This window comes from Tabrizicola sp. YIM 78059 (genome assembly GCF_004959785.1).
Taxonomy (GTDB): domain Bacteria; phylum Pseudomonadota; class Alphaproteobacteria; order Rhodobacterales; family Rhodobacteraceae; genus Tabrizicola; species Tabrizicola caldifontis.
This window is the reverse complement of record NZ_SJZH01000001.1, coordinates 538564-557731: the sequence shown is the minus strand read 5'-3', so window position 1 is coordinate 557731 and position 19168 is coordinate 538564. Positions and strand designations below refer to the sequence as shown.

The window sequence follows — 19168 nt, the reverse complement described above, 5'->3', positions numbered from 1 at the left end:
AACTTGAATCATGCCGCAAACCGACGCTCAAGGGAATTCACAGGTCCTGAGCCTAGTCATGCTGGCAAGTGGCAAATGGTCCGAGGCCAAGGCCGTCGCTTCAGCCCGGCCAGCCCGTCAGCGTTCACACGCTGCTACCGACGCTGGCTGCCATGACCCGCGTAAACCCCGCCGCAAAGCAGGAGCGAAGGCCGCTTAAATGCAGATTGGCCAAGTCGCGAAAAACACGATGGGAATTTTTGGCTCCGGCGGTAGGGATCGAACCTACGACCAATTGATTAACAGACGCTTTTTTGATCATTTTCAAGCCCCTGTTTTTGGTGACAAGTGACATATGGGCTTTAAAAAAAGGAACGAAAAACAAAGACATATGAGACATGGAAATTGACACTTGATGACATGCGACGCAATACATTACGGTGACAAACAGTGACAAATCCGGTGACAAATCCGGTGACAAATCCGGTGACAAATCCGATGACACGTCCGAGATCGGCAGAAGCGAGGTCGCGCGGTGGTGAAGCTGTCAGACGGCAAGGCGGGGACCATTTCCAAGGCGGAGAAGCCCGCCAAGGGGCATCGCCTGATCTTCGATGAACACCGCGACGCGCCGCGCGGCTTCGGCTTGCGCATCACCTCTGCGGGCGGGAAGGCTTTCGTGCTGCGCTACACAGTGGACGGTCGGCAGCGGCTCAAGACCATTGGCGACTGGCCCGCATGGGGATTGGAGCAAGCCCGGATCGAGGCGCGGAACCTTGTCCAGAAGATCCAGACCGGCGACGATCCCTTGGAAGCCAAGCGGAAGCGCCGGGCAGAGCCGACCATCAAGGAACTTGTCGGCGAATGGCTTGACCGCCACGCCAGCGGCTTGAAGTCCGAGAAGGCGATTCGATCCCTGATCGAGGGCGACCTTGTGACGGCGCTGGGTGTGCGCAAGGTGTCCGACATTCGCCGCCGCCATGTGATCGAGGCGATCGAGGCGAAGGCGGAAACCGCGCCACGGCAGGCCGCAATCCTTCTGGCCTATTCCCGCAAGCTTCTGGACTTCGCGGTTGACCGGGACTTCATCCCCGCCAACCCGCTGGCCGGGCTGAAACCCGGCAGCATCACGGTGAAGGGCAAGCGCGACCCGCTGCGGCAGGTGGCCCGCGCGCGCATCCTCGACAATGACGAAATCCGCAGCTTCTGGACGAATGCCGAGACCTGCGGCCTGCACCGTCTCACCGCCCTTGCCTTGAAGCTGGTGCTTGTGACGGGCCAGAGGCCGGGCGAAGTGGCAGGGATGCACGAGCGGGAGATTGAAGGCTCGATCTGGACGATACCGGCGACGCGGCGCGGCAAGACCGACACGGCCCACACCGTGCATCTGACGGCAACCGCCTTGGCGCTGATTCAAGATGCACGGGAAGAACTGGACCGCCTGTCGCATCGTCGGATTGTTCCCCTCACGGGACACATCTTCGAGGCGTGGCCGGGCAAGCCGGTGAACAACGCGGCATTGTCGCGGGCCATAGACCGCATGGCAGGGGCGCTAGGGGCCAAGGACGTGCCACCGTGGGGGAGGTGGACCCCGCACGATCTGCGCCGCACCATGCGCACCGGATTGAGTGCCTGCCGTGTCCGGCCTGACATTGCGGAAATGACGATCGGCCACGCCAAGCGCGGGATCACGGCGGTCTATGATTTGCACGGCTTCGAGGCCGAGCGCCGGGCCGCGCTGGAGGCATGGGAAGCGCGGCTACTGGCGATCATCGCCGGGCATGACCCCGACGCGATCGAGGGCGGCAACGTGGTGCGGCTGGGGGCGCGGGGATGATGGATGAAGATCGGCCCGGCTGGAAACTGATTCATAGCGAACGCGACGAACTGGCAGAGGTGCGCCGCTACCAAGGGGGCGGGGTTGAGCTCGTGCCTGATCCGCTTCGCCCCGGAACATTCGAACTGCGCCCGGAGATCACTTTCTGGGAAGATATCGCTCGCCTTGCGGATGAGTGCGATGAAATCTTGAAGGCAGCGGGCCTGCCCCCGATCGCCGGGATCGGGCGGGAACCTTACAGAAACGCTCAGACCTTTTCCGAGGAATGGTTCGCCGCGAAGATCGGCGCGGCGTGTTTCCACATCCTTGCCGGGCGGGAAACACTGTCGGATTGGACGCTCGAGAGGACACTGACGCTTGGGCATCTGCTAGAGGACCGCACCTGGCGAAGGCTGCACAAGGCTGATGCGGTGCGGGGGAAGAAGACCCTTGCGGCGGGCAGGAGCGGGGGCATTCAGAGAAAGGGCAAGCTGGGCAGCGACACGCCGGCAATCCTCGAGGAAATGACCCGCCTGATAGACAAGGGGCTTACTACCAGTGCGGCCGCCGGACACGTCGCGAAGAAATTCGACAGGAAACGGTCCGGCGTTCTGTCTTTGTGGTCCCGGCACAAGAAATAGTTGTTGCATACCCCGCCAAATGCAACAGCCGATTGGATGACATTGGCCGCACGTCAAACGCAACCCGCGAAACGTGAGGCCAGAAATGACACTTCAAGACCTTCTGACTGAATCCGAGTATGCCGCGGCGCGCGGCGTTTCGGTTCGCACGGTGCAGCGCGAGCGCGCCCTTCGGATCGGCCCGGCCTTCATCAAGTTGGGCAAGCGCATCTATTATCGGCCGGAAGCCGTCGATGCCTGGATTCTGTCCCAGGAGCGCACGCCGGCCGGGAAGGCGGCCTGACCATGGGCCGCATGGAAAACCCCGGCGCGCTGGCGGGCGCGACCGGGGCCGGGAAGTCAGAACTGGCGTTCAAGTCCACAGCATACCGCCTTCGCGCCGAACGGGCAACGAGCCTGTGCCTGGCGATCGCAGACATGCCGCCCGAGGATGCCGCGCCGATCCTCTGGGAAGCCTTGAACGACTTCCACCGGCAAGGCTTGCCCGGCTCACCGCTGGCCAACCTGGTCAGCCATGCGACCGAATGGGCGAAGCAGGCCACAGAGCACGAGTTGAAGGCGTATGCGGTCGCGGCGGCCCGGCGCATGAGCCCGGCCACGCGCGCGGCCTTCCTGGCCTATTTGCGGGGGACGAACGATGGCTGATCAACAGATCTATCCGCCGGGCGCCTACGTCACGGTTCGCGGCTTCACCGATGGCTGGGCCGCCGTGGTGGCGCACGAGGGCGCGGTCCTGTCTTCCGTCAGGTTGCAAGAGCGGGCCGAAGCGTTCCGGGTGGCCGAACGCAAGGCCGAACGGGACGGCCTGCCCTGCCTGATCACGCGGGGGGCGGCATGAACGCGGAACCGAACTGGCGGGAGGTGGGGCGCGAACCGCCGCCGATCGACGTGCAAGAGCGGTGGGCGGCGGATTATCGAGCGCGGGCGGCTGGCGATGCCCCGGTGCGCGCCTCGCAATGGCTCTGTGCTGCCAACCTCGAGGGCCTGCCGGTGCCGGAGCGCGATTGGCTGGTGCCGGATCTGATCCCCGCGCGCAACGTGACCCTGCTCTACGGCGATGGCGGGGCGGGCAAATCGCTTCTGGCGTTGCAGCTGGCCGTCGCGGTGGCGCTGGGGCGCCCGTGGCTTGGCCTGCCCGTGAAGGCCGGAACGGCGCTGTTTCCGTCCGCCGAGGACGAGGAAGACGAATTGCACCGTCGCTTGGCGGACATCGTGCGGCACGAGGGCGCACGGCTGGCAGACCTTACCGGCCTGACCATTCGCAGTCTGGCAGGCGAGGACGCCATGCTTGCCCGGCTTGGCGACTTCGGGCGGCTGGTTTCGTCCGACCTCTATGCCGAGATCGAGGCGCTGCTAGAGGCGCAACGCCCGGCGCTTCTGGTGCTGGACACACTGGCCGACCTGTTCCCCGGCAATGAGAACGACAAGGCCCAGGCACGGGCCTTTGTGGGGCTGTTGAAGCGGCTGGCGATCCGGCACGAATGCGCGGTGGTGATGCTGGCGCATCCGTCGCTTTCGGGCATGTCCAGCGGCAGCGGAACGTCTGGAAACGTCGCCTGGTCGGGGAGCGCCCGGTCCCGGCTCTACCTCGAGCGCGTCACCCAAGACGGACATGAGGCCAACCCTGACGCGCGCGTGCTGCGCACCATGAAAGCGAACTACGGGCCGCGTGGCGGCGAAATCAGCGTGACCTGGCGGGACGGGGTTTTCGTCGCGGATTCTGCCGAGACGGGGCTTGACCGCGCCGCAGGCAACGCCAAGGCGGAGCGCGTCTTCCTCAGCCTGTTGCGTGCCTTCACAGAGCAAGGACGTTTTGTGAATTCGGCTGGCGGCTTGAACTACGCCCCGAAGGTTTTCGCGGATCACCCCGGCGCCGAAGGGCTGACAAAGCACGCCTTTCGCGCCGCGATGGAAGCCTTGCTTGCGCAAGGCCGCATTGCCGTGAGGCAGAAAGGCCCGACATCCCGACCCACAACCTTCATTGCAGAGGTGGTGGAATGACCTTCACCCCCCCTTCATCCCCCCTAGCACCCCCCCTAGCATCCCCCCCCCCTCAAAACCCTTCATCCCCCCTTCATCCCCCCTTCATCCCCCCTGTGTGTGCACACCCCTATAACCCCATGGGGGATGAACCCCCGCTGGGCGCGGGGTTCACCCAAGCCAAGAGGGCTTCCTGATGCCGACTGACGACCTCACCCCCGGCGACCTCACGCCCGAAGAATTCGCCCGAGTCCGCCAGGGTGTCCGGCTGCTGGTGGCGCACCTGGTGAAGGCGGAAGACATGCCGCTTGCCGGCGTCCTGGCCTCAGCCCATGCCGAGATCATCGGGGCAATTGCCGCCGTCTACGGCGGCGACATGGCGGCCCGGTCTGCCAGGCTTGCGGCCGATCAGGTGGAGGGCATGCCCAGCCTCGAGGAATACGCCGCAGAAAACCCGCTGGCGACGATGGCAACGAAAGGGCGGGCGTGACCAGCGCGCACGTCATGGCCAGGGAGGCGCGATTGCCGGCGCAGCCACAGAAACCGCGCGGGTCCTTCCGGGCGGCAAATCCTATGAGGGTGGCGGAGCGCGATCTATCGCTAGGGCCAGAACTTTTTCCTGATTTCGTTTCAAGGGCGGGGAACTGCCCCGGAAAACAAGCAATCCCAGCGCGCTATCGGGCGCGGGCGCCGCAGGAAAAGCGAAGCGGCACCGAAGGGGCGGCACGCCCGCAACTCACCGACACGATAATTAACCGCAACCAAGCAAAAGGGAGAAGCCCAATGACCGACGCAACCCTGGACCGGGGAACGAGCCCTGCTTTCCCGACGACTGAAGCCGGCACCTTCCGCGACCTCGCGCGCGACGCCTGCCTTCTGGCCAGCATGATCGAAGCTCTCGATGCGTTGCGCGAACAGGCGGACGGCCCGGATGATTGCATGATCGTGCGTCGGGCACGGAACGGCATGGGCGCGGTGTGCGAAACGGCGATCAACGCCGCATTGCAACTGGCTGCGCGGATCGAGGACGCCGGTTTGCGTTAGAGAGGCGCGGGCGGCGCCCCCCTGATGCGCTGCGCCACTTCGGCGGGATGGAAAGAAACCCGTTCCACCGAAGAAAAAGGCTTTGACCAACTGGCGCCAGATTGATGGGCTTTCTGCGAGGGAAGCAGAAGGTTCGCCGAAATGTTCAAGCGCACGCCGCTGACGGCCATTGCGGGAATGCCCGCAACCCGCTTCGATCAGGACCAGCGACGCGGCAAGCTTCCGCGCCTCGACGGCACGGGCAAGCGGACTTACACCATGCGCGACGCCTTCCGGCTTCGCTGCTACTGGCAGGCGGCGGATGCCACGGACCTGGACAGCGCCAAGCTGCTTTCCGACCGGGCGCTTGAAGCGCTTCGCCCGCTCGATCCGTTCACCTGGACAGACGGCGTTGAATTGCATGTCGCGCTGATCCGCTACGACTGGCCGGACGCGCTCGAGGGCTGGGACTGCCGCCATGTGATCGCCGGGCGCTGGGAAGACCTGCGCGCCCTTGCGAAGGCGCATGTCGCATCGGTGGACCCTTCCGCCCGCCTGGTCTCGGTCATTGCCTTTTCGGCAACCGCGATCGCCAATCACGTCTGGCGTGCGGCGCGCGAGTTGGGGCTTTCCGAGACGGAATCCGTGCCGGGCATCCCCGAGGATTTGACCGGCTTTCCCGAGTGGTTCCGGGAGGCGGAAGTCGAGCGCCGCACGCTGGCCGCGACCTGGAGCGACGCCAGCGACGAGGGCCGCGCATGATCCCGGAATATTACCTCTTTGACGAAATCGGCATCGGCGACTGCCGCGCCGAACCGCTGGGCCGCTTCCTCGCCGCCAACCCTGGCGAAGTGACGCTGCGTATCAACTCGCCCGGCGGCATCGCAACCGACGGCGCGGCGATGGTCGCGGCGATCGAGCAGCACGGCAACGTGGCGGTTCAAGTTAGCGGCATTGCCGCTTCTGCGGCCTCTCTGGTGATGGTCGCGGGCAGGCGTGTTTCCCTGCACCGCGATTCCATGGTGATGATCCACGACCCTGCCGCGCTGGCATTCGGCACCGGCGACCAGCTTCGGAAGTGGGCCGACACCCTGGACAAGATCGCCGGTGTCTACGCCGCGACCTATGCCCGGCACACCGGCAACCCGGTGGACCTGATCGCCGGGTGGATGGCGGCCGAAACCTGGATGACTGCCGAAGAGGCCAAGGCCCTCCGCTTCTGCGACGCAATCGAGGGCGACGAAGCGGCCGCGCCTGTCGCGGCCTTCGACTACGGCAAGTTCCGAAATGCGCCTGCGCACCTGGTGCAGATGGCGCGCAAGAACGGCTGGGCGGCCGGAACGCCCGTGACAGGCAAAAAGGAAACCCAGCATGCTTGACGAAACCCAAACCCCGCCCGCGCGCCTGGTCGCGCAACTCCGCGTGGTGGCGAAGGCCAAGGGCCTGCCGGACGACCTGGCCGACGCTGCGGCAAAGGCAGGCTGGACGCCGGAAGCGTTCACCGCTGCCGCGCCGATGTTGAAACGCCGCGCCCAGGTCGGGGCGGTCCTGTTCAAGGGCCAGGACAATCCGACCCTCGAGCTGATGGCGGAAGCTATGGCGGAAGAAAGCGAGCCGGTCGCCCTCGAGGCGCTGATCGCGGACAAGGTCGCCCAGGTCCAGATCGAGGCCACCGGGTCCAATGTGCCCATGTTCGGCGCACCGACCGACCGCAGCCTTGCCGGCGCGCGGGAAAGCCTGGTGCCGCGCATGGTGGCCGGCCTGGTGGCTCGCCTCGATCCGAAGTCGCCCGAGGCGCAGAAGGGCGGCGAGTTTGCCCGCACGACGCTGGACGAAATCGCCATGACCGTCTGCCGCAGCAACGGACTGCGGCCTGCCAGCCGCGAGGGCGCCATTCGCATGGCGGTGCATTCGACCAGCGACTTTCCCCTGATCCTGGCGGACTCGGTGGCCAACCTGGCCGCGCGCCGGATCGAACAGCGCATGCCGGACCTTGCGCGCGCCTCTCGCGAGATCCCGCGATCGGACTACCGCGCCGGGAACCTCCTGACCCTCAGCGCCACAGGCGCGCCGCAGGAAGTGGGCGAGGGCGGCGAAATCCAGTCGGTCACGGCGCAGGAGAAGGGCGAGGCGCTGCCCCGGCTTCGGGACTTCGCCAGCATGTTCTCGATCAGCAATCAGGCGCTTGTGAATGACCGCCTCGACCTGCTGACGAACATTGCCGACCAGATGGCACGGGGCGCGATCGAGCGGCTGCGCGCGGTGCTTCTGGCGCCCATCCTGGCCAACAGCGGGGCGGGGCAGACCATGGCGGACGGTCAACCGATGTGGCACGCCTCGCACGGCAACCTGATCGCCTCCGGCTCCGGCCTGACGGTCACGAACCTGTCGGCGATGCGCACAAAAATGCGGAAGATGACGGGCCTCAACGGCGAGATTCTGGCGATCGAGCCTTGGGCGCTGGTGGTGCCGGCCGAACTGGAAACCATGGCGCAGCAACTGATCGCCAAGATCAACGCCACCACGTCCGACGACGCCAACCCGTTTTCGGGTGGCCTCGAGGTGATTGTGGAACCCGGCCTGACCGATCCGTTGGCGTGGTATCTGATCGCCGATCCCATGCGACATGACGGCCTCGCCCATGCGTTCCTCGATGGCCAGCGCATGCCACGCATCGAGTCGCGGCCGGGCTGGAACACGCTGGGGGTGGACTTCCGCCTGACGTGGCAGCTAGACGCCAAATTCATCGAGACCGCCACCTGGATCAAGAATCCCGGTTCGGGCGGCTGATCGAGATTGGCGCGCGGGGTGCTGACCCTCGCGCGCCGGTCGGCGGGAAGCGCCGCAGAGTCACGAGTCCTGGAAGCTTCCGCGTAACTCGCGAGTGGCCAAACCGCGAGGGGGTGCGGCCCCTGCTCCTGGGGGCGCGGCACAGGCGGCGGCAAGCCTTGACTGCCCCGCCCCGGCCAGGCGCGGACCTGGCCACACCGATTCCGCCGGCGGCGGCAGATGACCGTCGCACGACCCTGGCCCGCTTCGGCGGGCCGTTTCGTGGCGGTGACAAATCCGGTGACAAGGCCGAAAAGAGCAAGAAAGCCCGCTTGCGGCGGGCTTCTAGCTACTTGCTTTTATTGGGTTTTTTGGCTCCGGCGGTAGGGATCGAACCTACGACCAATTGATTAACAGTCAACTGCTCTACCGCTGAGCTACGCCGGAACACGGTGGCGCGTATAGCAAGACCTCTCGGGGGCGGCAAGGGGCAAATCGGTGGAATTTTTGCTCTGTCACAGGCGACGGAACAGGGCCCCGGGTCCGGGGACGGGATCGGCAGCGACCAGGTTTCTGGATAGAAGATCAAGAAGATGTGCCAGCACGTTGCGCCGGGCCGCCGGCCACAGGTCTTGCGGCGTGTCGTGGTAGATCAGGGCCGTCAGGGCATCGGGCGTGGCGGCCCCGCGTTCGAGTGCAGCCAGAACCTGCGCCTCACGCGCAAGGCGGTGGGCGATGAGCGTATCCAGCCGCGCCGCCGGCTCTTCTACCGGATCGCCATGTCCGGGCAGGAAGCGCCGCCAGCTGCCGTCCTGCAAGCGCCGCAGGGAAGCCATGTAGGCGCCCATGTCGCCCTCGGGCGGCGAGATGATGCTGGTCGCCCAGCCCATGACGTGGTCTCCGGTGAACAGAAGGTCGTCCATGGCAAGGCAGATGTGTCCGCCAAGATGGCCGGGGGTATGCAGGGCGTGAAGTTCCCAGTCGGCACCGGAAAGTCTGTCGCCCTCGCTCAGCTGCCGGTCGGGTGTGAAGGTGGTATCCAGACCCTCGCCCGAAGTGGCGACCAGACCGGCAATTGCCTGCATCCGGGGGCTCATTCCATCCCGCGCACTTCCGAAGGCCAGAACCTCGGCCCCTGTGGCGGCAGCAAGCCTCGGGGCCAGGGCGGAATGGTCGCGGTGGGCATGGGTCACGACGATCGCCACGATCCGGCGCCCACGGCTGGCCGCGAGAATCGCCTGAAGATGCGTGTCGAGATCCGGGCCGGGGTCGATGACGGCAAGATCCTGCGCACCAAGCAGGTAGGTGTTGGTGCCCGTGCCGGTCAGCGGCGAGGGATTGGGCGCGCGCAGCCGGCGCAGACCGGGGCCGAGGTGTTCCGTCATGGCCTTCCCAAGCCCGGCCGGGCCGCATAGTCTGGCAGGTGATGGCTGTGCTGCAACGTATCTTTCCCAGAGGCCTGTACTGGCGCGCGGCGCTGATCCTGATCGTGCCCATCGTGACGATTCAACTGGTCGTGTCCACTGCCTTCATCCAGCGCCATTACGAAGGCGTGACGCGGCAGATGACGAACGGCGTGGCGATCGACCTGGGCTTTCTATTGTCCGAGATCGAGGCGGCCGGTTCGTCCCAGGCGGCGATGGCCGAAGTCGGCCCGCTGGCCCGCAATCTGGAGATCACCCTGACGATTCCGGCTGGGGAAGATGCGCCGATGGAAGACCGTTTCCTGTTCCTGGACCTGTCCGGGCGGGTGATCGTCAATACCCTGCGCGAACGGCTTCCGGGGCTGGTGGCAGCCGATGTCTCCGGCGAGAATCGGGTGGTTAACCTGAAATTCGACACCGCTGTGGGCCCTGTTCAGGCGCAGCTGACGCGGAGGCGCATGTCGGCCACCAATCCGCATCAGTTGCTGGTGCTGATGATCTTCACCTCGCTGCTGATGACGGGGGTGGCCTTTCTGTTCCTGCGCAATCAGTTGAAGCCGATCACCCGGCTTGCCGAGGCGGCCGAGGATTTCGGCAAGGGACGCATCGTTTCCTACCGACCGCGCGGGGCACTGGAGGTGCGGGCCGCGGGCCGGGCCTTTCTGGACATGCGCGCGCGGATCGAGCGCCAGATCGAACAACGCACCCTGATGCTGTCGGGGGTGAGCCACGACCTGCGCACGCCGCTGACCAGGCTGCGGCTTGGCCTTGCCATGTTGCCGGACGACCCGGAGGTGGAGGCGCTTCGGGAAGACGTGCGGCAGATGGAGCGGATGGTGGAAGAGTTCCTGGCCTTCGTTCGCGGGGATGCGATGGAGGGCGCGGTGCCAACGGACGCCGTCGCACTGGTGCGCGGGATCGTCGAACGGGCTGGGCCCAAGGTGGTGCTGGCAGGGATCGAAGGCCGGGCCGAGCCCGTGTCGATGCGGCCGCAGGCCGTCGCGCGCGCGGTGGAAAACCTGGTCTCGAACGCCTGCCGGTTCGGCAACCGGGTCGAGCTTCGCCTTGCGTTCGACGACCGCAGCCTACGGATCTTAGTCGAGGATGACGGGCCCGGCATTCCCGAAGCGCAGCGGGAAGAGGCGCTGCGCCCATTCACCCGACTGGACGCCTCGCGCGATCCCAATCGGGGCGGGGGGGTCGGGCTGGGGCTGTCGATCGCCTCTGACATAGCGCTGAGCCACGGAGGTGCTTTGCGCCTTGGGCACAGTGCGCGGCTGGGGGGGCTGCGCGCGGATCTGATGCTGGCGCGTTGAGGGCTACTTCGAGGCGCCGAAGTTGATCACCCAGTGCAGCTTGTTGTCCGGCGCTTCGCTGAGGGCGATGCCGATGCCGACATCCTTTACGCGCGGGAACAGGATATTCTGGCGGTGCTTCGGGGAATTCATCCACCAGTCCACCGCACGGGCACCGGTGCCGAAGCCGCGCCCGGTATTTTCTGCCGCTGCGCGAAAGTTGTAGCCCGCCCGCTTCAGCCGTGTCTTCAGTGTGCCGCCGTCCGACGAATCGTGACTGATCGAGCGGCGAAGGGCATTGTCGCAGGCATGGGCCTGAGCCGCCTTTTCAAGCTTGGGCGCGATCTTGAAGGGTGTCAGGCCATGTGCCTTGCGTTGCGCGTTCAGGTTGGCCAGCACCTCCTGCTGAAGCGCCTTGGCGTTTGGCGGCATGATGCAGGCCTGCACGGGCAGGCCGAGGCCGATCAGAAGGGCCGCGGCGGTTGCTGCAAGGGTATGGCGCGTGATCATGTCTTTCCCCGCAGGATGATGCACTATCTGAATGGCACGGCAGTGCGGCCAGAATCTGGCGTAATCAGGAAGCAAGTGTGAAACCCGTGCGGGTTCCAGACAATGTCCGGGCTTGCGGCTGCGCGGCAAGTCGCCCGGACCGGCGCATTCGTGACTTTTCAATTCGGCGCTTCTGCGAGAAGGATGCCCGATCGGGAGGCGGGCGAGATGCTGGACGGTCTGATGCGAGGCGTGATCGATGCGCCGCTGAACAGGGGCGGGCGCTGGCTGGCGGCCCGGGGGGCTTCGGCCAATGTGGTGACTCTGGTCGGGCTTGGTCTGGGCCTGTTCGCGGCGGGGCTGCTGGCGATAGGGCTGTCGGGGCTGGTGGTCGCCGCACCGCTTCTGGCCAGCCGGCTGGCCGACGGGCTGGACGGGGCCGTGGCGCGGGCGCGGGGCAAGTCGGATTTCGGCGGCTACCTCGACATCTGCTGCGATTTTGTCTTCTATGGCGCGATCCCACTGGCTTTCGTTCTGCGCGATCCGGACGCGAACGGTGCGGCCGGTGCCTTCCTGCTTGCAACGTTCTACATCAACGGTGCGACCTTTCTGGGCTTCGCAATCCTGGCCGCAAGGCAGGGGATGGAGACGGCAAGCCGGGGGGAGAAGTCGCTGTATTTCACAGCCGGTCTTCTGGAAGGAACGGAGACGATCCTGTTCTTCCTGCTGATCGTGTTCTATCCTGCACTTTTCGTGCCGGCGGCCTGGGTCTTCGGTTTCCTGTGCCTGGTGACTGCTGCGGCGAGGGTTCTTCTGGCGGCGCGGACCTTCCGTTGACGGCGGGAAAGCCGATCTCTCCATCGTGAGGGGCTGCCTCCCCCTGTGGCCCGGCCGGGTGGCAAGGAGTGAGACAATCAGCGACAAGCCTTGACCTTCAGCCCATCACCGCGTCGCGGAAGCGGAAGAAGCCGTGGGTGGCGTGGGGCCAGGCTGCATGGTCATGCGGACGCAGGGCGCGGACCAGGGTGATTCCCTGCGCGTCGGCAAAGCGGGAAAGTTCGGTCAGCCGGGCGGCGATTGGGCCCACGGGCGCGTAGGGGGTGACGATCTGGCGAACGCCTTCACGCGCGGCATGGGCCACAAGTGCGGCGGTCTCGCCGCCCCGGAAGATCGGCGCCTCGGGTGCGCCAAGGCGGGCAAGCGCATCGGCTATTGCGCCTTCGGTAAAACGATGGACCGGTGCGGCAACCGCCAGCGGCGAGCGCCCCGAGACATCGCTCAGCGCCGCCACTGCGCTGGGGCGCAGGCCTGCGTGCAGCAGGAACTCCGGAAAAAGGTCTTCTTCGGTGACAAGAAGCAGGGTGGGCAGGTCCGGGTCAACCCAGTCACCTGCGGGTGGGGGCAGGGGGGCGGGGTGGGAAGGCGCGGCAGGGGGCGGGGCGCTGGTGGCGAGCCCCTTGGGCCGGAAGCGGCCGCGCGTGTTCTGTGCAATGTTATCCGCGGTGGCGAGGTAGGTCTTGCCGGTCGTATGCAGCCCTGCGATCCACCGCCACGACAGCGTGTTCGACGCCGGGTCGCCGTCGATGAGGTGCCGAAGGAAGAAGTCGGCCCCAAGTTCCCACGGCAGACGCAAGGTGAATATCCAGATCGAAGCGAACCACATCCGGGCGTGATTGTGCAGGTAGCCGGTATCCACCAGTTCCCGTGCCCAGTCATCGAAACCGTCGATCTCTGTTTCGCCCCGCATGGCGGCCTCTGCCCGCGCGGCAAGACCTGGTTCCACGGCCAGCCGGTTTAGCGCAGCGGTCAGGCCCTGGCGATAGGCGGCCCAGACGCCGGGGCGCAGTTCCAGCCAGCCCTTCCAGTAGGTTCGCCACCAGACCTCGGCCAGGAACCGGTCGGCAGCAGAGCCGTGCCGGCCACGGGCGGCAGCAATGACCTCGGCTTCGGTGACGAGACGGTGGCGCAGCCAGGGCGAAAGGCACGACACGTGCAGGTGGCCGGGCAGGTCGAGGTTGCGGAAATGCGCATAATCACGGCCCGCGCGGGGCAGGAAGGCGTGCAGGCGCTCTAGCCCCGCAGTGCGGGTCGGGATCGGGCTGGTCATGCGTCAAGGTTAGGAAAGGGTTGCCCGCTTTCAAGGCAGGGCGGCAGGTCGCCGCACCTCTCGATGCCTTTTCCCGGAGCTGCCCTTGCAGCCCCCCGCGCACCCCACTAAGACTCTGGCAAGAGTTCCGGCGATATTCCTTGCGATAAGACACAGGCAGGCACCGAATGCGCGATCCCGTTGATCACTACATGAACACGCTCGTCCCCATGGTCGTCGAACAGACGAGCCGCGGCGAACGCGCCTACGACATCTATAGCCGCCTCTTGAAGGAGCGGATCATCTTTCTGGCCGGCCCGGTGCATGACGGGATGTCCAGCCTGATCTGCGCGCAGCTGCTGTTTTTGGAGTCGGAAAACCCGACCAAGGAAATCAGCATGTACATCAACAGCCCCGGCGGCGTGGTGACGGCTGGCCTGTCGATCTACGATACGATGCAATACATCCGCCCGAAGATTTCGACCCTGGTGATCGGACAGGCGGCCTCGATGGGCTCGCTTTTGCTTACGGCGGGTGAGAAGGGCATGCGCTACAGCTTGCCGAACAGCCGGATCATGGTGCACCAGCCCAGCGGCGGCTATCAGGGCCAGGCCACCGACATCTGGATCCATGCGCAGGAGACGCTGAAGCTGAAGCGCCGCCTGAACGAGATCTACGTCAAGCACACCGGCCAGACCTACGAGACGGTCGAAGGTGCGCTTGAGCGCGACAATTTCATGTCGGCCGAGGATGCGAAGGCCTGGGGTCTGATCGACGAGATCCTGGAAAGCCGGGGCAAGGCGGACGATACGTCGAAGTGATGACACACCCCTCCCGCAAGGGCTACCGGCGGGGGGTTTTTCGGATTGTGGAGACCAGGGGCTTGTCCTAGACTTGCGCTTGGGGGACCGGGGCCGGGCAGCGGCCGAGTGACAAGGGACAGTGTCCAGAGGGCAATGGATGGCGAACAACTCCGGCAGCGACAGCAAGAACACGCTTTACTGTTCCTTCTGCGGCAAGAGCCAGCATGAGGTGCGCAAGCTGATCGCGGGGCCCACGGTCTTCATCTGCGACGAATGTGTCGAACTGTGCATGGACATCATCCGCGAGGAAACGAAGACCACCGGTCTGAAATCCTCGGACGGTGTGCCCACCCCGCGCGAGATCTGCAAGGTGCTGGACGACTATGTGATCGGCCAGGTGCATGCCAAGCGGGTGCTTTCGGTAGCCGTACACAACCACTACAAACGGCTGAACCATTCCTCGAAGAACGATATCGAACTGTCGAAGTCGAACATCTTGCTGATCGGCCCCACTGGCTGCGGCAAGACGCTTCTGGCGCAGACGCTGGCGCGCATCCTGGACGTGCCCTTCACCATGGCCGACGCCACCACGCTGACCGAGGCCGGCTATGTCGGCGAGGACGTGGAGAACATCATCCTGAAGCTGTTGCAGGCCAGCGAATACAATGTCGAACGCGCCCAGCGCGGCATCGTCTACATAGACGAGGTCGACAAGATCACGCGGAAGTCGGACAATCCCTCGATCACCCGCGACGTGAGCGGTGAGGGCGTGCAGCAGGCGCTTCTGAAGATCATGGAAGGCACGGTGGCCTCCGTGCCGCCACAGGGGGGCCGCAAGCATCCTCAGCAGGAATTCCTGCAAGTGGACACGACGAACATCCTGTTCATCTGCGGCGGCGCCTTCGCAGGGCTGGAAAAGATCATTGCCCAGCGCAACAAGGGGTCGGGCATCGGCTTTGGCGCCGACGTGAAAAGCCCCGATGAACGTTCCGTGGGCGAACTGTTCAAGGAACTTGAGCCCGAGGATCTGCTGAAGTTCGGCCTCATTCCCGAATTCGTCGGCCGTCTGCCGGTGATTGCCACGCTGACTGACCTGGACGAGGCGGCGCTGGTCACCATCCTCACCGAGCCGAAGAACGCGCTGGTCAAGCAATACCAGCGTCTGTTCGAGATCGAGGGCGTCAAGCTGACCTTCACCCCTGATGCCCTTACCGCCATCGCCAAGCGCGCGATCAAGCGCAAGACCGGCGCGCGCGGACTGCGGTCGATCATGGAAGACATTCTTCTGGACACCATGTTCGAACTGCCGGGCATGGATGGTGTCGAGGAGGTCGTCGTGAACGATGAGGCGGTGAACTCGGGTGCTAAGCCGATGCTGGTTTATACCGAGACCAAAAAGAAAGAGCCCGCCAAGGCTTGATCCGCTTATCATCTCGCTCCGACAGCGTTCCTTGCCAGCCAAGAGGACGGCGCGAATGGACTGTCGGCAAGGGAAGAGCGGACAAGGACGCCAGCTGTGCCCATGCCCCTAGACCTTGGCAGACCTTTGGGCCATATCAGGGCCAAGCGAAGCGGAGACCCGACATGAATTTCCTGAAACGTCTGCTGACCTGGTGGAACAGCCAGACCATCGGCACCCAGATCTTCACTGCGCGCAAGGGGGTGAAGGTCGGCCAGGACGAGGCCGGGAACACTTTCTATCAGACCCGCGACGGCAAGCGGCGCTGGGTTATCTACAACGGCGAGATGGAAGCCTCTCGCATATCGCCCGAATGGCACGGCTGGCTGCACCACACCTGGGACGAACCGCCAACCAAGGCCCCGCTGAAGCACAAGCCTTGGGAAAAGCCCCATCAGGAGAACCTTACCGGCACCGAAGCGGCTTATGTGCCGCCTGGCTCGATCCGGCGTGCCAAACCCGTCGCCCGGCGCGACTATGAGGCCTGGCAGCCCGAGTGATGGCCTACGAGCGTGCCGAAATCCTGACCGGGGCCGCCGTTCTAGCCGTGGCGATCGGTTTTGTGGTCTATGCTGCGCAAGGCGCAGGACTGGTGCGGGAACCCGACAGCTATCCGCTGACGGCGAGTTTCCGGTCTGTCGAGGGGGTGCGCATCGGGTCTGACGTGAGACTTGCGGGCGTCAAGGTCGGAACCATCACCGATCTGCGGCTGAATCCCGAGACCTTCTTTGCAGATGCGACGATCACGATCCGCAAGGACATCCTCCTGCCGGTTGACAGCACCATCCTGATTTCGTCCGAGGGGTTGCTGGGCGGCAATTTTGTCGAGCTTCTGCCCGGCGGTGCGCTGGAAACCCTGGAACCCGGTGACGAGATCGAGGACACGCAGGGCGCGGTCAGCGTGATCTCGCTGCTGCTGAAATTCGTGGGCGGAGGGGCCGAGGCTGGCGGAGCCGCTACCCCCGATGAAAGCACGGATCCTGCGGCGCCATGATTGCCCGGCTTGCCTTGATTGCCGGCCTGCTTTCGACGCTGCCAGCCGCAGCGCAGGACTTTGCGTCAGCGCCTGGCGCCTCGCTGCGTTTTCTGGACAAGCTGACCAGCGAGACCGGCGATGTGACGCTGGGCGTCGGACAGGCGGCCAGGTTCGGGCGGCTGATCGTGCAGCTGGACGACTGCCGCTATCCGGTGAGCAACCCCTCGTCCGAGGCCGAGGCCCATCTGACCATGATCGACGAGGCAACTCAGGCACAACTGTTCAGCGGCTGGATGCTGGCATCTTCGCCCGCGCTGTCGGCTTTGGATCATCCGCGTTATGACGTCTGGGTGCTGTCCTGCGTCCTGCCCGAGGCCAGCCCTTCGGGCGAATAGTCCGGCAAGTCGAATGTCGCTTCGCCCTGCAGCGCCTCGGCCAGCAGACGGTGATAGGTGGCGCGGGGAATTTCCACCGCGCCCAGGCTGGCCAGATGCGAGGTCAGGAACTGGGTGTCGAACAGGCGGAAACCGCCGGCCCGCAGCCGCGCAACCAGATGCGCCAACGCCACCTTCGAGGCATCGGTTACACGGCTGAACATGCTTTCGCCGAAGAAGGCAGCGCCCAGCGTGACGCCATAGACCCCACCCACCAGACATTCGTTCTGCCAGACCTCAAGGCTATGGGCGTGGCCCAGATCATGCAGCGTCTGATACAGGCGCTGGATCCGATGGCTGATCCAGGTGTCGCCCGGGCGGTCGGCGCAGGCCTCCACGACCTGTGCGAAGGCCCGGTTGGTCGTGACGCGGAAATCTGCACGGCGCAGCCGGCGCGCCAGCGAACGCGAGACGTGGAAACCGTCCAGCGGAAGGATGCCGCGCCGGCGCGGATCGACCCAGTGGATAGTCTCGTCGCCGCGTGTCTGGGCCATGGGAAAGATTCCCATCGCATAGGCGCGCAGCAGGATCTCGGGGGTGATCTCCTCTACCGGATCGGACATCGCAAGATCCTTTGAAGGATTTTGCAAAAGTCTTGAAAACTTTTGCGGTGGGGCGCCCGCAAGGGCACCCCGATCGAGTGTCAGCCGAACTGCTCGGCCAGCCATTTCTCCAGCCAATGGATGTTGTATTCCCCGTTCTGGATGTCGGGCTCGGCCAGCAGCATGTGGAACAGTGGCACAGAACTGTCCACACCGTCGATGATCAGCTCTGACAGGGCGCGTTTCAGGCGGGCCAGCGCCTCGGGCCGGTCGCGGCCATGGACGATCAGCTTGCCGATCAGGCTGTCGTAATAGGGCGGGATCGTATAGCCGGAATACAGCGCCGAATCCATCCGTACCCCGAAGCCGCCGGGGGCATGGAACATACGCACCTTTCCGGGGCAGGGCGAGAAGTTCGGTATCTTCTCGGCGTTGATCCGCACCTCGATGGCGTGGCCGTTGATCTCCAGCTCGTCCTGGGTGAAGGACATCGGCAACCCGGCCGCGACGCGGATCTGTTCGCGCACAAGGTCAACGCCGAAGATGTATTCGGTGACCGGGTGTTCCACCTGAAGGCGGGTGTTCATCTCGATGAAGTAGAACCTGCCGTCCTCGTAGAGGAATTCGATGGTTCCGGCGCCGATGTAGTTGATCTTTGCGACCGCATTGGCACAGATCGTGCCGATCTCTGCCCGCATCTTCGGGGTGATGGCGGGGCCGGGGGCTTCCTCGAACACCTTCTGATGGCGCCGCTGCAACGAGCAGTCGCGCTCTGCCAGGTGGACCGCCCGGCCCTTGCCGTCACCGAACACCTGAATCTCGATGTGCCGCGGTTTCTGAAGGTATTTCTCGATATAGACCTCGTCGTTGCCGAAGGCGGCCTTGGCTTCGCTGCGGGCGGTTCGGAAGGCGATTTCCAGTTCTTCGGCGTTCCTGGCCACCTTCATGCCGCGCCCGCCACCGCCGGCAGTGGCCTTGATGATGACCGGATAGCCGATGCCTTCCGCGACGCGGCGTGCCGTGTCGAAGTCGGGCACGCCGCCGTCGGAACCCGGAACAACCGGAATGCCAAGCGCCTTTGCAGTTTCCTTTGCCGTGATCTTGTCGCCCATGATGCGGATGTGTTCCGCGCTGGGTCCGATGAAGGTGATGCCGTGATCCTCCAGTGCCTGTGCAAAGCTGGCGTTTTCGGACAGGAAGCCATAGCCCGGATGCACGGCCTGGGCGCCGGTGATTTCGCAGGCAGAGATGATTGCCGCCTTGTTCAGATAGCTTTCCGAACTGGGTGCCGGCCCGATGCAGACGGATTCGTCGGCCATGCGCACATGCATCGCGTCAGCGTCGGCAGTCGAATGCACGGCGACCGACTTGATCCCCATTTCGCGGCAGGCGCGGATGACGCGAAGCGCGATCTCGCCGCGGTTGGCGATCAGGATTTTCTCGAACATGGGC

General features: G+C 64.9%; 24 protein-coding genes and 1 tRNA gene. 18 read left to right on the top strand and 7 right to left on the bottom strand.

From position 1 onward, the window contains the following. Positions 1-124: 124 nt before the first annotated feature. On the bottom strand, positions 125-379 hold the full coding sequence (locus EZM81_RS02585) for a hypothetical protein (protein WP_136644663.1): 255 nt from the start codon (positions 377-379) through the stop codon (positions 125-127). 135 nt (positions 380-514) lie between these two features. On the opposite strand from EZM81_RS02585, the gene EZM81_RS02580 reads away from it, so the two are divergent. The 11 genes from EZM81_RS02580 (at position 515) to EZM81_RS02530 (ending at position 8229) form a co-directional block, all read left to right on the top strand. Further along, a complete protein-coding gene (locus EZM81_RS02580; protein ID WP_136644662.1) occupies positions 515-1816 on the top strand; it encodes a site-specific integrase in 1302 nt (433 codons plus the stop codon). Beyond that, positions 1813-2436: a hypothetical protein gene (locus EZM81_RS02575; RefSeq protein WP_136644661.1), complete on the top strand. Its 624-nt coding sequence runs from the start codon at positions 1813-1815 to the stop codon at positions 2434-2436. Before EZM81_RS02580 ends, EZM81_RS02575 begins: the two co-directional genes overlap by 4 nt. Positions 2437-2521: 85 nt before the next feature. Beyond that, positions 2522-2719, top strand: coding sequence for an AlpA family transcriptional regulator (locus tag EZM81_RS02570; protein ID WP_136644660.1), 198 nt, complete (start codon positions 2522-2524; stop codon positions 2717-2719). 2 nt (positions 2720-2721) lie between these two features. Then, the gene (locus EZM81_RS02565) at positions 2722-3081 is read left to right on the top strand and encodes a hypothetical protein (RefSeq protein WP_136644659.1); all 360 of its coding nucleotides are present in this window, start codon (positions 2722-2724) and stop codon (positions 3079-3081) included. Next, a complete protein-coding gene (locus tag EZM81_RS02560; protein ID WP_136644658.1) occupies positions 3074-3274 on the top strand; it encodes a hypothetical protein in 201 nt (66 codons plus the stop codon). The genes EZM81_RS02565 and EZM81_RS02560 overlap by 8 nt, the downstream gene beginning before the upstream one ends. Then, positions 3271-4437, top strand: coding sequence for an AAA family ATPase (locus EZM81_RS02555; RefSeq protein WP_136644657.1), 1167 nt, complete (start codon positions 3271-3273; stop codon positions 4435-4437). Before EZM81_RS02560 ends, EZM81_RS02555 begins: the two co-directional genes overlap by 4 nt. A gap of 175 nt (positions 4438-4612) precedes the next feature. Then, entirely contained in the window at positions 4613-4906 is a 294-nt protein-coding gene (locus tag EZM81_RS02550) for a hypothetical protein (RefSeq protein WP_136644656.1), read from the top strand. Between the two features lie 293 nt (positions 4907-5199). Then, the gene (locus EZM81_RS02545; RefSeq protein ID WP_136644655.1) at positions 5200-5460 is read left to right on the top strand and encodes a hypothetical protein; all 261 of its coding nucleotides are present in this window, start codon (positions 5200-5202) and stop codon (positions 5458-5460) included. A 141-nt stretch (positions 5461-5601) separates the two neighbouring features. After that, positions 5602-6201, top strand: a complete 600-nt coding sequence (locus EZM81_RS02540) for a hypothetical protein (RefSeq protein ID WP_136644654.1) — start codon at positions 5602-5604, stop codon at positions 6199-6201. Continuing rightward, complete coding sequence (locus tag EZM81_RS02535; RefSeq protein ID WP_136644653.1) at positions 6198-6818, top strand: head maturation protease, ClpP-related; 621 nt, start codon at positions 6198-6200, stop codon at positions 6816-6818. Before EZM81_RS02540 ends, EZM81_RS02535 begins: the two co-directional genes overlap by 4 nt. Continuing rightward, a complete protein-coding gene (locus tag EZM81_RS02530) occupies positions 6811-8229 on the top strand; it encodes a Mu-like prophage major head subunit gpT family protein (RefSeq protein WP_136644652.1) in 1419 nt (472 codons plus the stop codon). Before EZM81_RS02535 ends, EZM81_RS02530 begins: the two co-directional genes overlap by 8 nt. Before the next feature lie 351 nt (positions 8230-8580). Here EZM81_RS02530 and EZM81_RS02525 read toward each other — a convergent pair. Together EZM81_RS02525 and EZM81_RS02520 are read right to left on the bottom strand one after the other, a co-directional pair. Continuing rightward, a tRNA-Asn gene (locus EZM81_RS02525) sits at positions 8581-8655 on the bottom strand. A 68-nt stretch (positions 8656-8723) separates the two neighbouring features. Beyond that, entirely contained in the window at positions 8724-9593 is an 870-nt protein-coding gene (locus tag EZM81_RS02520; protein WP_136644651.1) for an MBL fold metallo-hydrolase, read from the bottom strand. Positions 9594-9631: 38 nt separating this feature from the next. Here EZM81_RS02520 and EZM81_RS02515 point away from each other — a divergent pair, with 38 nt between their 5' ends. After that, on the top strand, positions 9632-10948 hold the full coding sequence (locus tag EZM81_RS02515) for an ATP-binding protein (RefSeq protein WP_371685712.1): 1317 nt from the start codon (positions 9632-9634) through the stop codon (positions 10946-10948). 3 nt (positions 10949-10951) lie between these two features. Here the strand turns inward: EZM81_RS02515 and EZM81_RS02510 are convergent, their stop codons facing one another. Then, entirely contained in the window at positions 10952-11437 is a 486-nt protein-coding gene (locus tag EZM81_RS02510) for a CAP domain-containing protein (protein WP_136644649.1), read from the bottom strand. Between the two features lie 207 nt (positions 11438-11644). Here EZM81_RS02510 and EZM81_RS02505 point away from each other — a divergent pair, with 207 nt between their 5' ends. Next, positions 11645-12253 (top strand): CDP-alcohol phosphatidyltransferase family protein, encoded by a 609-nt coding sequence (locus EZM81_RS02505; protein WP_136644694.1) that lies wholly within the window; start codon positions 11645-11647, stop codon positions 12251-12253. Between the two features lie 97 nt (positions 12254-12350). Here the strand turns inward: EZM81_RS02505 and EZM81_RS02500 are convergent, their stop codons facing one another. Then, complete coding sequence (locus tag EZM81_RS02500; protein WP_136644648.1) at positions 12351-13523, bottom strand: FAD-binding domain-containing protein; 1173 nt, start codon at positions 13521-13523, stop codon at positions 12351-12353. Between the two features lie 167 nt (positions 13524-13690). On the opposite strand from EZM81_RS02500, the gene clpP reads away from it, so the two are divergent. From clpP to EZM81_RS02475, 5 genes are all read left to right on the top strand, one after another. After that, positions 13691-14323 carry an ATP-dependent Clp endopeptidase proteolytic subunit ClpP gene (clpP, locus tag EZM81_RS02495; RefSeq protein ID WP_135449010.1) on the top strand — a complete coding sequence of 211 codons (633 nt, stop codon included), beginning with the start codon at positions 13691-13693 and terminating at the stop codon, positions 14321-14323. A gap of 139 nt (positions 14324-14462) precedes the next feature. Further along, a complete protein-coding gene (gene clpX / locus EZM81_RS02490) occupies positions 14463-15725 on the top strand; it encodes an ATP-dependent Clp protease ATP-binding subunit ClpX (protein ID WP_135449011.1) in 1263 nt (420 codons plus the stop codon). Between the two features lie 164 nt (positions 15726-15889). Next, on the top strand, positions 15890-16264 hold the full coding sequence (locus EZM81_RS02485) for an NADH:ubiquinone oxidoreductase subunit NDUFA12 (RefSeq protein WP_135449012.1): 375 nt from the start codon (positions 15890-15892) through the stop codon (positions 16262-16264). After that, positions 16264-16758 carry an outer membrane lipid asymmetry maintenance protein MlaD gene (gene mlaD / locus EZM81_RS02480; RefSeq protein WP_135449013.1) on the top strand — a complete coding sequence of 165 codons (495 nt, stop codon included), beginning with the start codon at positions 16264-16266 and terminating at the stop codon, positions 16756-16758. Before EZM81_RS02485 ends, mlaD begins: the two co-directional genes overlap by 1 nt. Further along, positions 16755-17135 (top strand): DUF2155 domain-containing protein, encoded by a 381-nt coding sequence (locus EZM81_RS02475; RefSeq protein WP_135449014.1) that lies wholly within the window; start codon positions 16755-16757, stop codon positions 17133-17135. The genes mlaD and EZM81_RS02475 overlap by 4 nt, the downstream gene beginning before the upstream one ends. On the opposite strand, the gene aat is transcribed toward EZM81_RS02475, so the two are convergent. Together aat and accC are read right to left on the bottom strand one after the other, a co-directional pair. Beyond that, on the bottom strand, positions 17078-17737 hold the full coding sequence (gene aat / locus EZM81_RS02470; protein WP_211195375.1) for a leucyl/phenylalanyl-tRNA--protein transferase: 660 nt from the start codon (positions 17735-17737) through the stop codon (positions 17078-17080). The two genes, EZM81_RS02475 and aat, sit on opposite strands and share 58 nt — an antisense overlap. Before the next feature lie 80 nt (positions 17738-17817). Then, positions 17818-19164 carry an acetyl-CoA carboxylase biotin carboxylase subunit gene (accC, locus tag EZM81_RS02465; RefSeq protein ID WP_135449016.1) on the bottom strand — a complete coding sequence of 449 codons (1347 nt, stop codon included), beginning with the start codon at positions 19162-19164 and terminating at the stop codon, positions 17818-17820. Positions 19165-19168: the final 4 nt, after the last annotated feature.

What these genes read in the sequence shown, in the direction of transcription:
- EZM81_RS02585 (WP_136644663.1), bottom strand. Translation starts at nt 379, where the DNA reads ATGTCTCATATGTCTTTGTTTTTCGTTCCTTTTTTTAAAGCCCATATG.
- EZM81_RS02575 (WP_136644661.1), top strand. Translation starts at nt 1,813, where the DNA reads ATGATGGATGAAGATCGGCCCGGCTGGAAACTGATTCATAGCGAACGC.
- EZM81_RS02570 (WP_136644660.1), top strand. Translation starts at nt 2,522, where the DNA reads ATGACACTTCAAGACCTTCTGACTGAATCCGAGTATGCCGCGGCGCGC.
- EZM81_RS02565 (WP_136644659.1), top strand. Translation starts at nt 2,722, where the DNA reads ATGGGCCGCATGGAAAACCCCGGCGCGCTGGCGGGCGCGACCGGGGCC.
- EZM81_RS02560 (WP_136644658.1), top strand. Translation starts at nt 3,074, where the DNA reads ATGGCTGATCAACAGATCTATCCGCCGGGCGCCTACGTCACGGTTCGC.
- EZM81_RS02555 (WP_136644657.1), top strand. Translation starts at nt 3,271, where the DNA reads ATGAACGCGGAACCGAACTGGCGGGAGGTGGGGCGCGAACCGCCGCCG.
- EZM81_RS02550 (WP_136644656.1), top strand. Translation starts at nt 4,613, where the DNA reads ATGCCGACTGACGACCTCACCCCCGGCGACCTCACGCCCGAAGAATTC.
- EZM81_RS02545 (WP_136644655.1), top strand. Translation starts at nt 5,200, where the DNA reads ATGACCGACGCAACCCTGGACCGGGGAACGAGCCCTGCTTTCCCGACG.
- EZM81_RS02540 (WP_136644654.1), top strand. Translation starts at nt 5,602, where the DNA reads ATGTTCAAGCGCACGCCGCTGACGGCCATTGCGGGAATGCCCGCAACC.
- EZM81_RS02535 (WP_136644653.1), top strand. Translation starts at nt 6,198, where the DNA reads ATGATCCCGGAATATTACCTCTTTGACGAAATCGGCATCGGCGACTGC.
- EZM81_RS02530 (WP_136644652.1), top strand. Translation starts at nt 6,811, where the DNA reads ATGCTTGACGAAACCCAAACCCCGCCCGCGCGCCTGGTCGCGCAACTC.
- EZM81_RS02520 (WP_136644651.1), bottom strand. Translation starts at nt 9,593, where the DNA reads ATGACGGAACACCTCGGCCCCGGTCTGCGCCGGCTGCGCGCGCCCAAT.
- EZM81_RS02510 (WP_136644649.1), bottom strand. Translation starts at nt 11,437, where the DNA reads ATGATCACGCGCCATACCCTTGCAGCAACCGCCGCGGCCCTTCTGATC.
- EZM81_RS02505 (WP_136644694.1), top strand. Translation starts at nt 11,645, where the DNA reads ATGCTGGACGGTCTGATGCGAGGCGTGATCGATGCGCCGCTGAACAGG.
- EZM81_RS02500 (WP_136644648.1), bottom strand. Translation starts at nt 13,523, where the DNA reads ATGACCAGCCCGATCCCGACCCGCACTGCGGGGCTAGAGCGCCTGCAC.
- clpP (WP_135449010.1), top strand. Translation starts at nt 13,691, where the DNA reads ATGCGCGATCCCGTTGATCACTACATGAACACGCTCGTCCCCATGGTC.
- clpX (WP_135449011.1), top strand. Translation starts at nt 14,463, where the DNA reads ATGGCGAACAACTCCGGCAGCGACAGCAAGAACACGCTTTACTGTTCC.
- EZM81_RS02485 (WP_135449012.1), top strand. Translation starts at nt 15,890, where the DNA reads ATGAATTTCCTGAAACGTCTGCTGACCTGGTGGAACAGCCAGACCATC.
- mlaD (WP_135449013.1), top strand. Translation starts at nt 16,264, where the DNA reads ATGGCCTACGAGCGTGCCGAAATCCTGACCGGGGCCGCCGTTCTAGCC.
- EZM81_RS02475 (WP_135449014.1), top strand. Translation starts at nt 16,755, where the DNA reads ATGATTGCCCGGCTTGCCTTGATTGCCGGCCTGCTTTCGACGCTGCCA.
- aat (WP_211195375.1), bottom strand. Translation starts at nt 17,737, where the DNA reads ATGTCCGATCCGGTAGAGGAGATCACCCCCGAGATCCTGCTGCGCGCC.
- accC (WP_135449016.1), bottom strand. Translation starts at nt 19,164, where the DNA reads ATGTTCGAGAAAATCCTGATCGCCAACCGCGGCGAGATCGCGCTTCGC.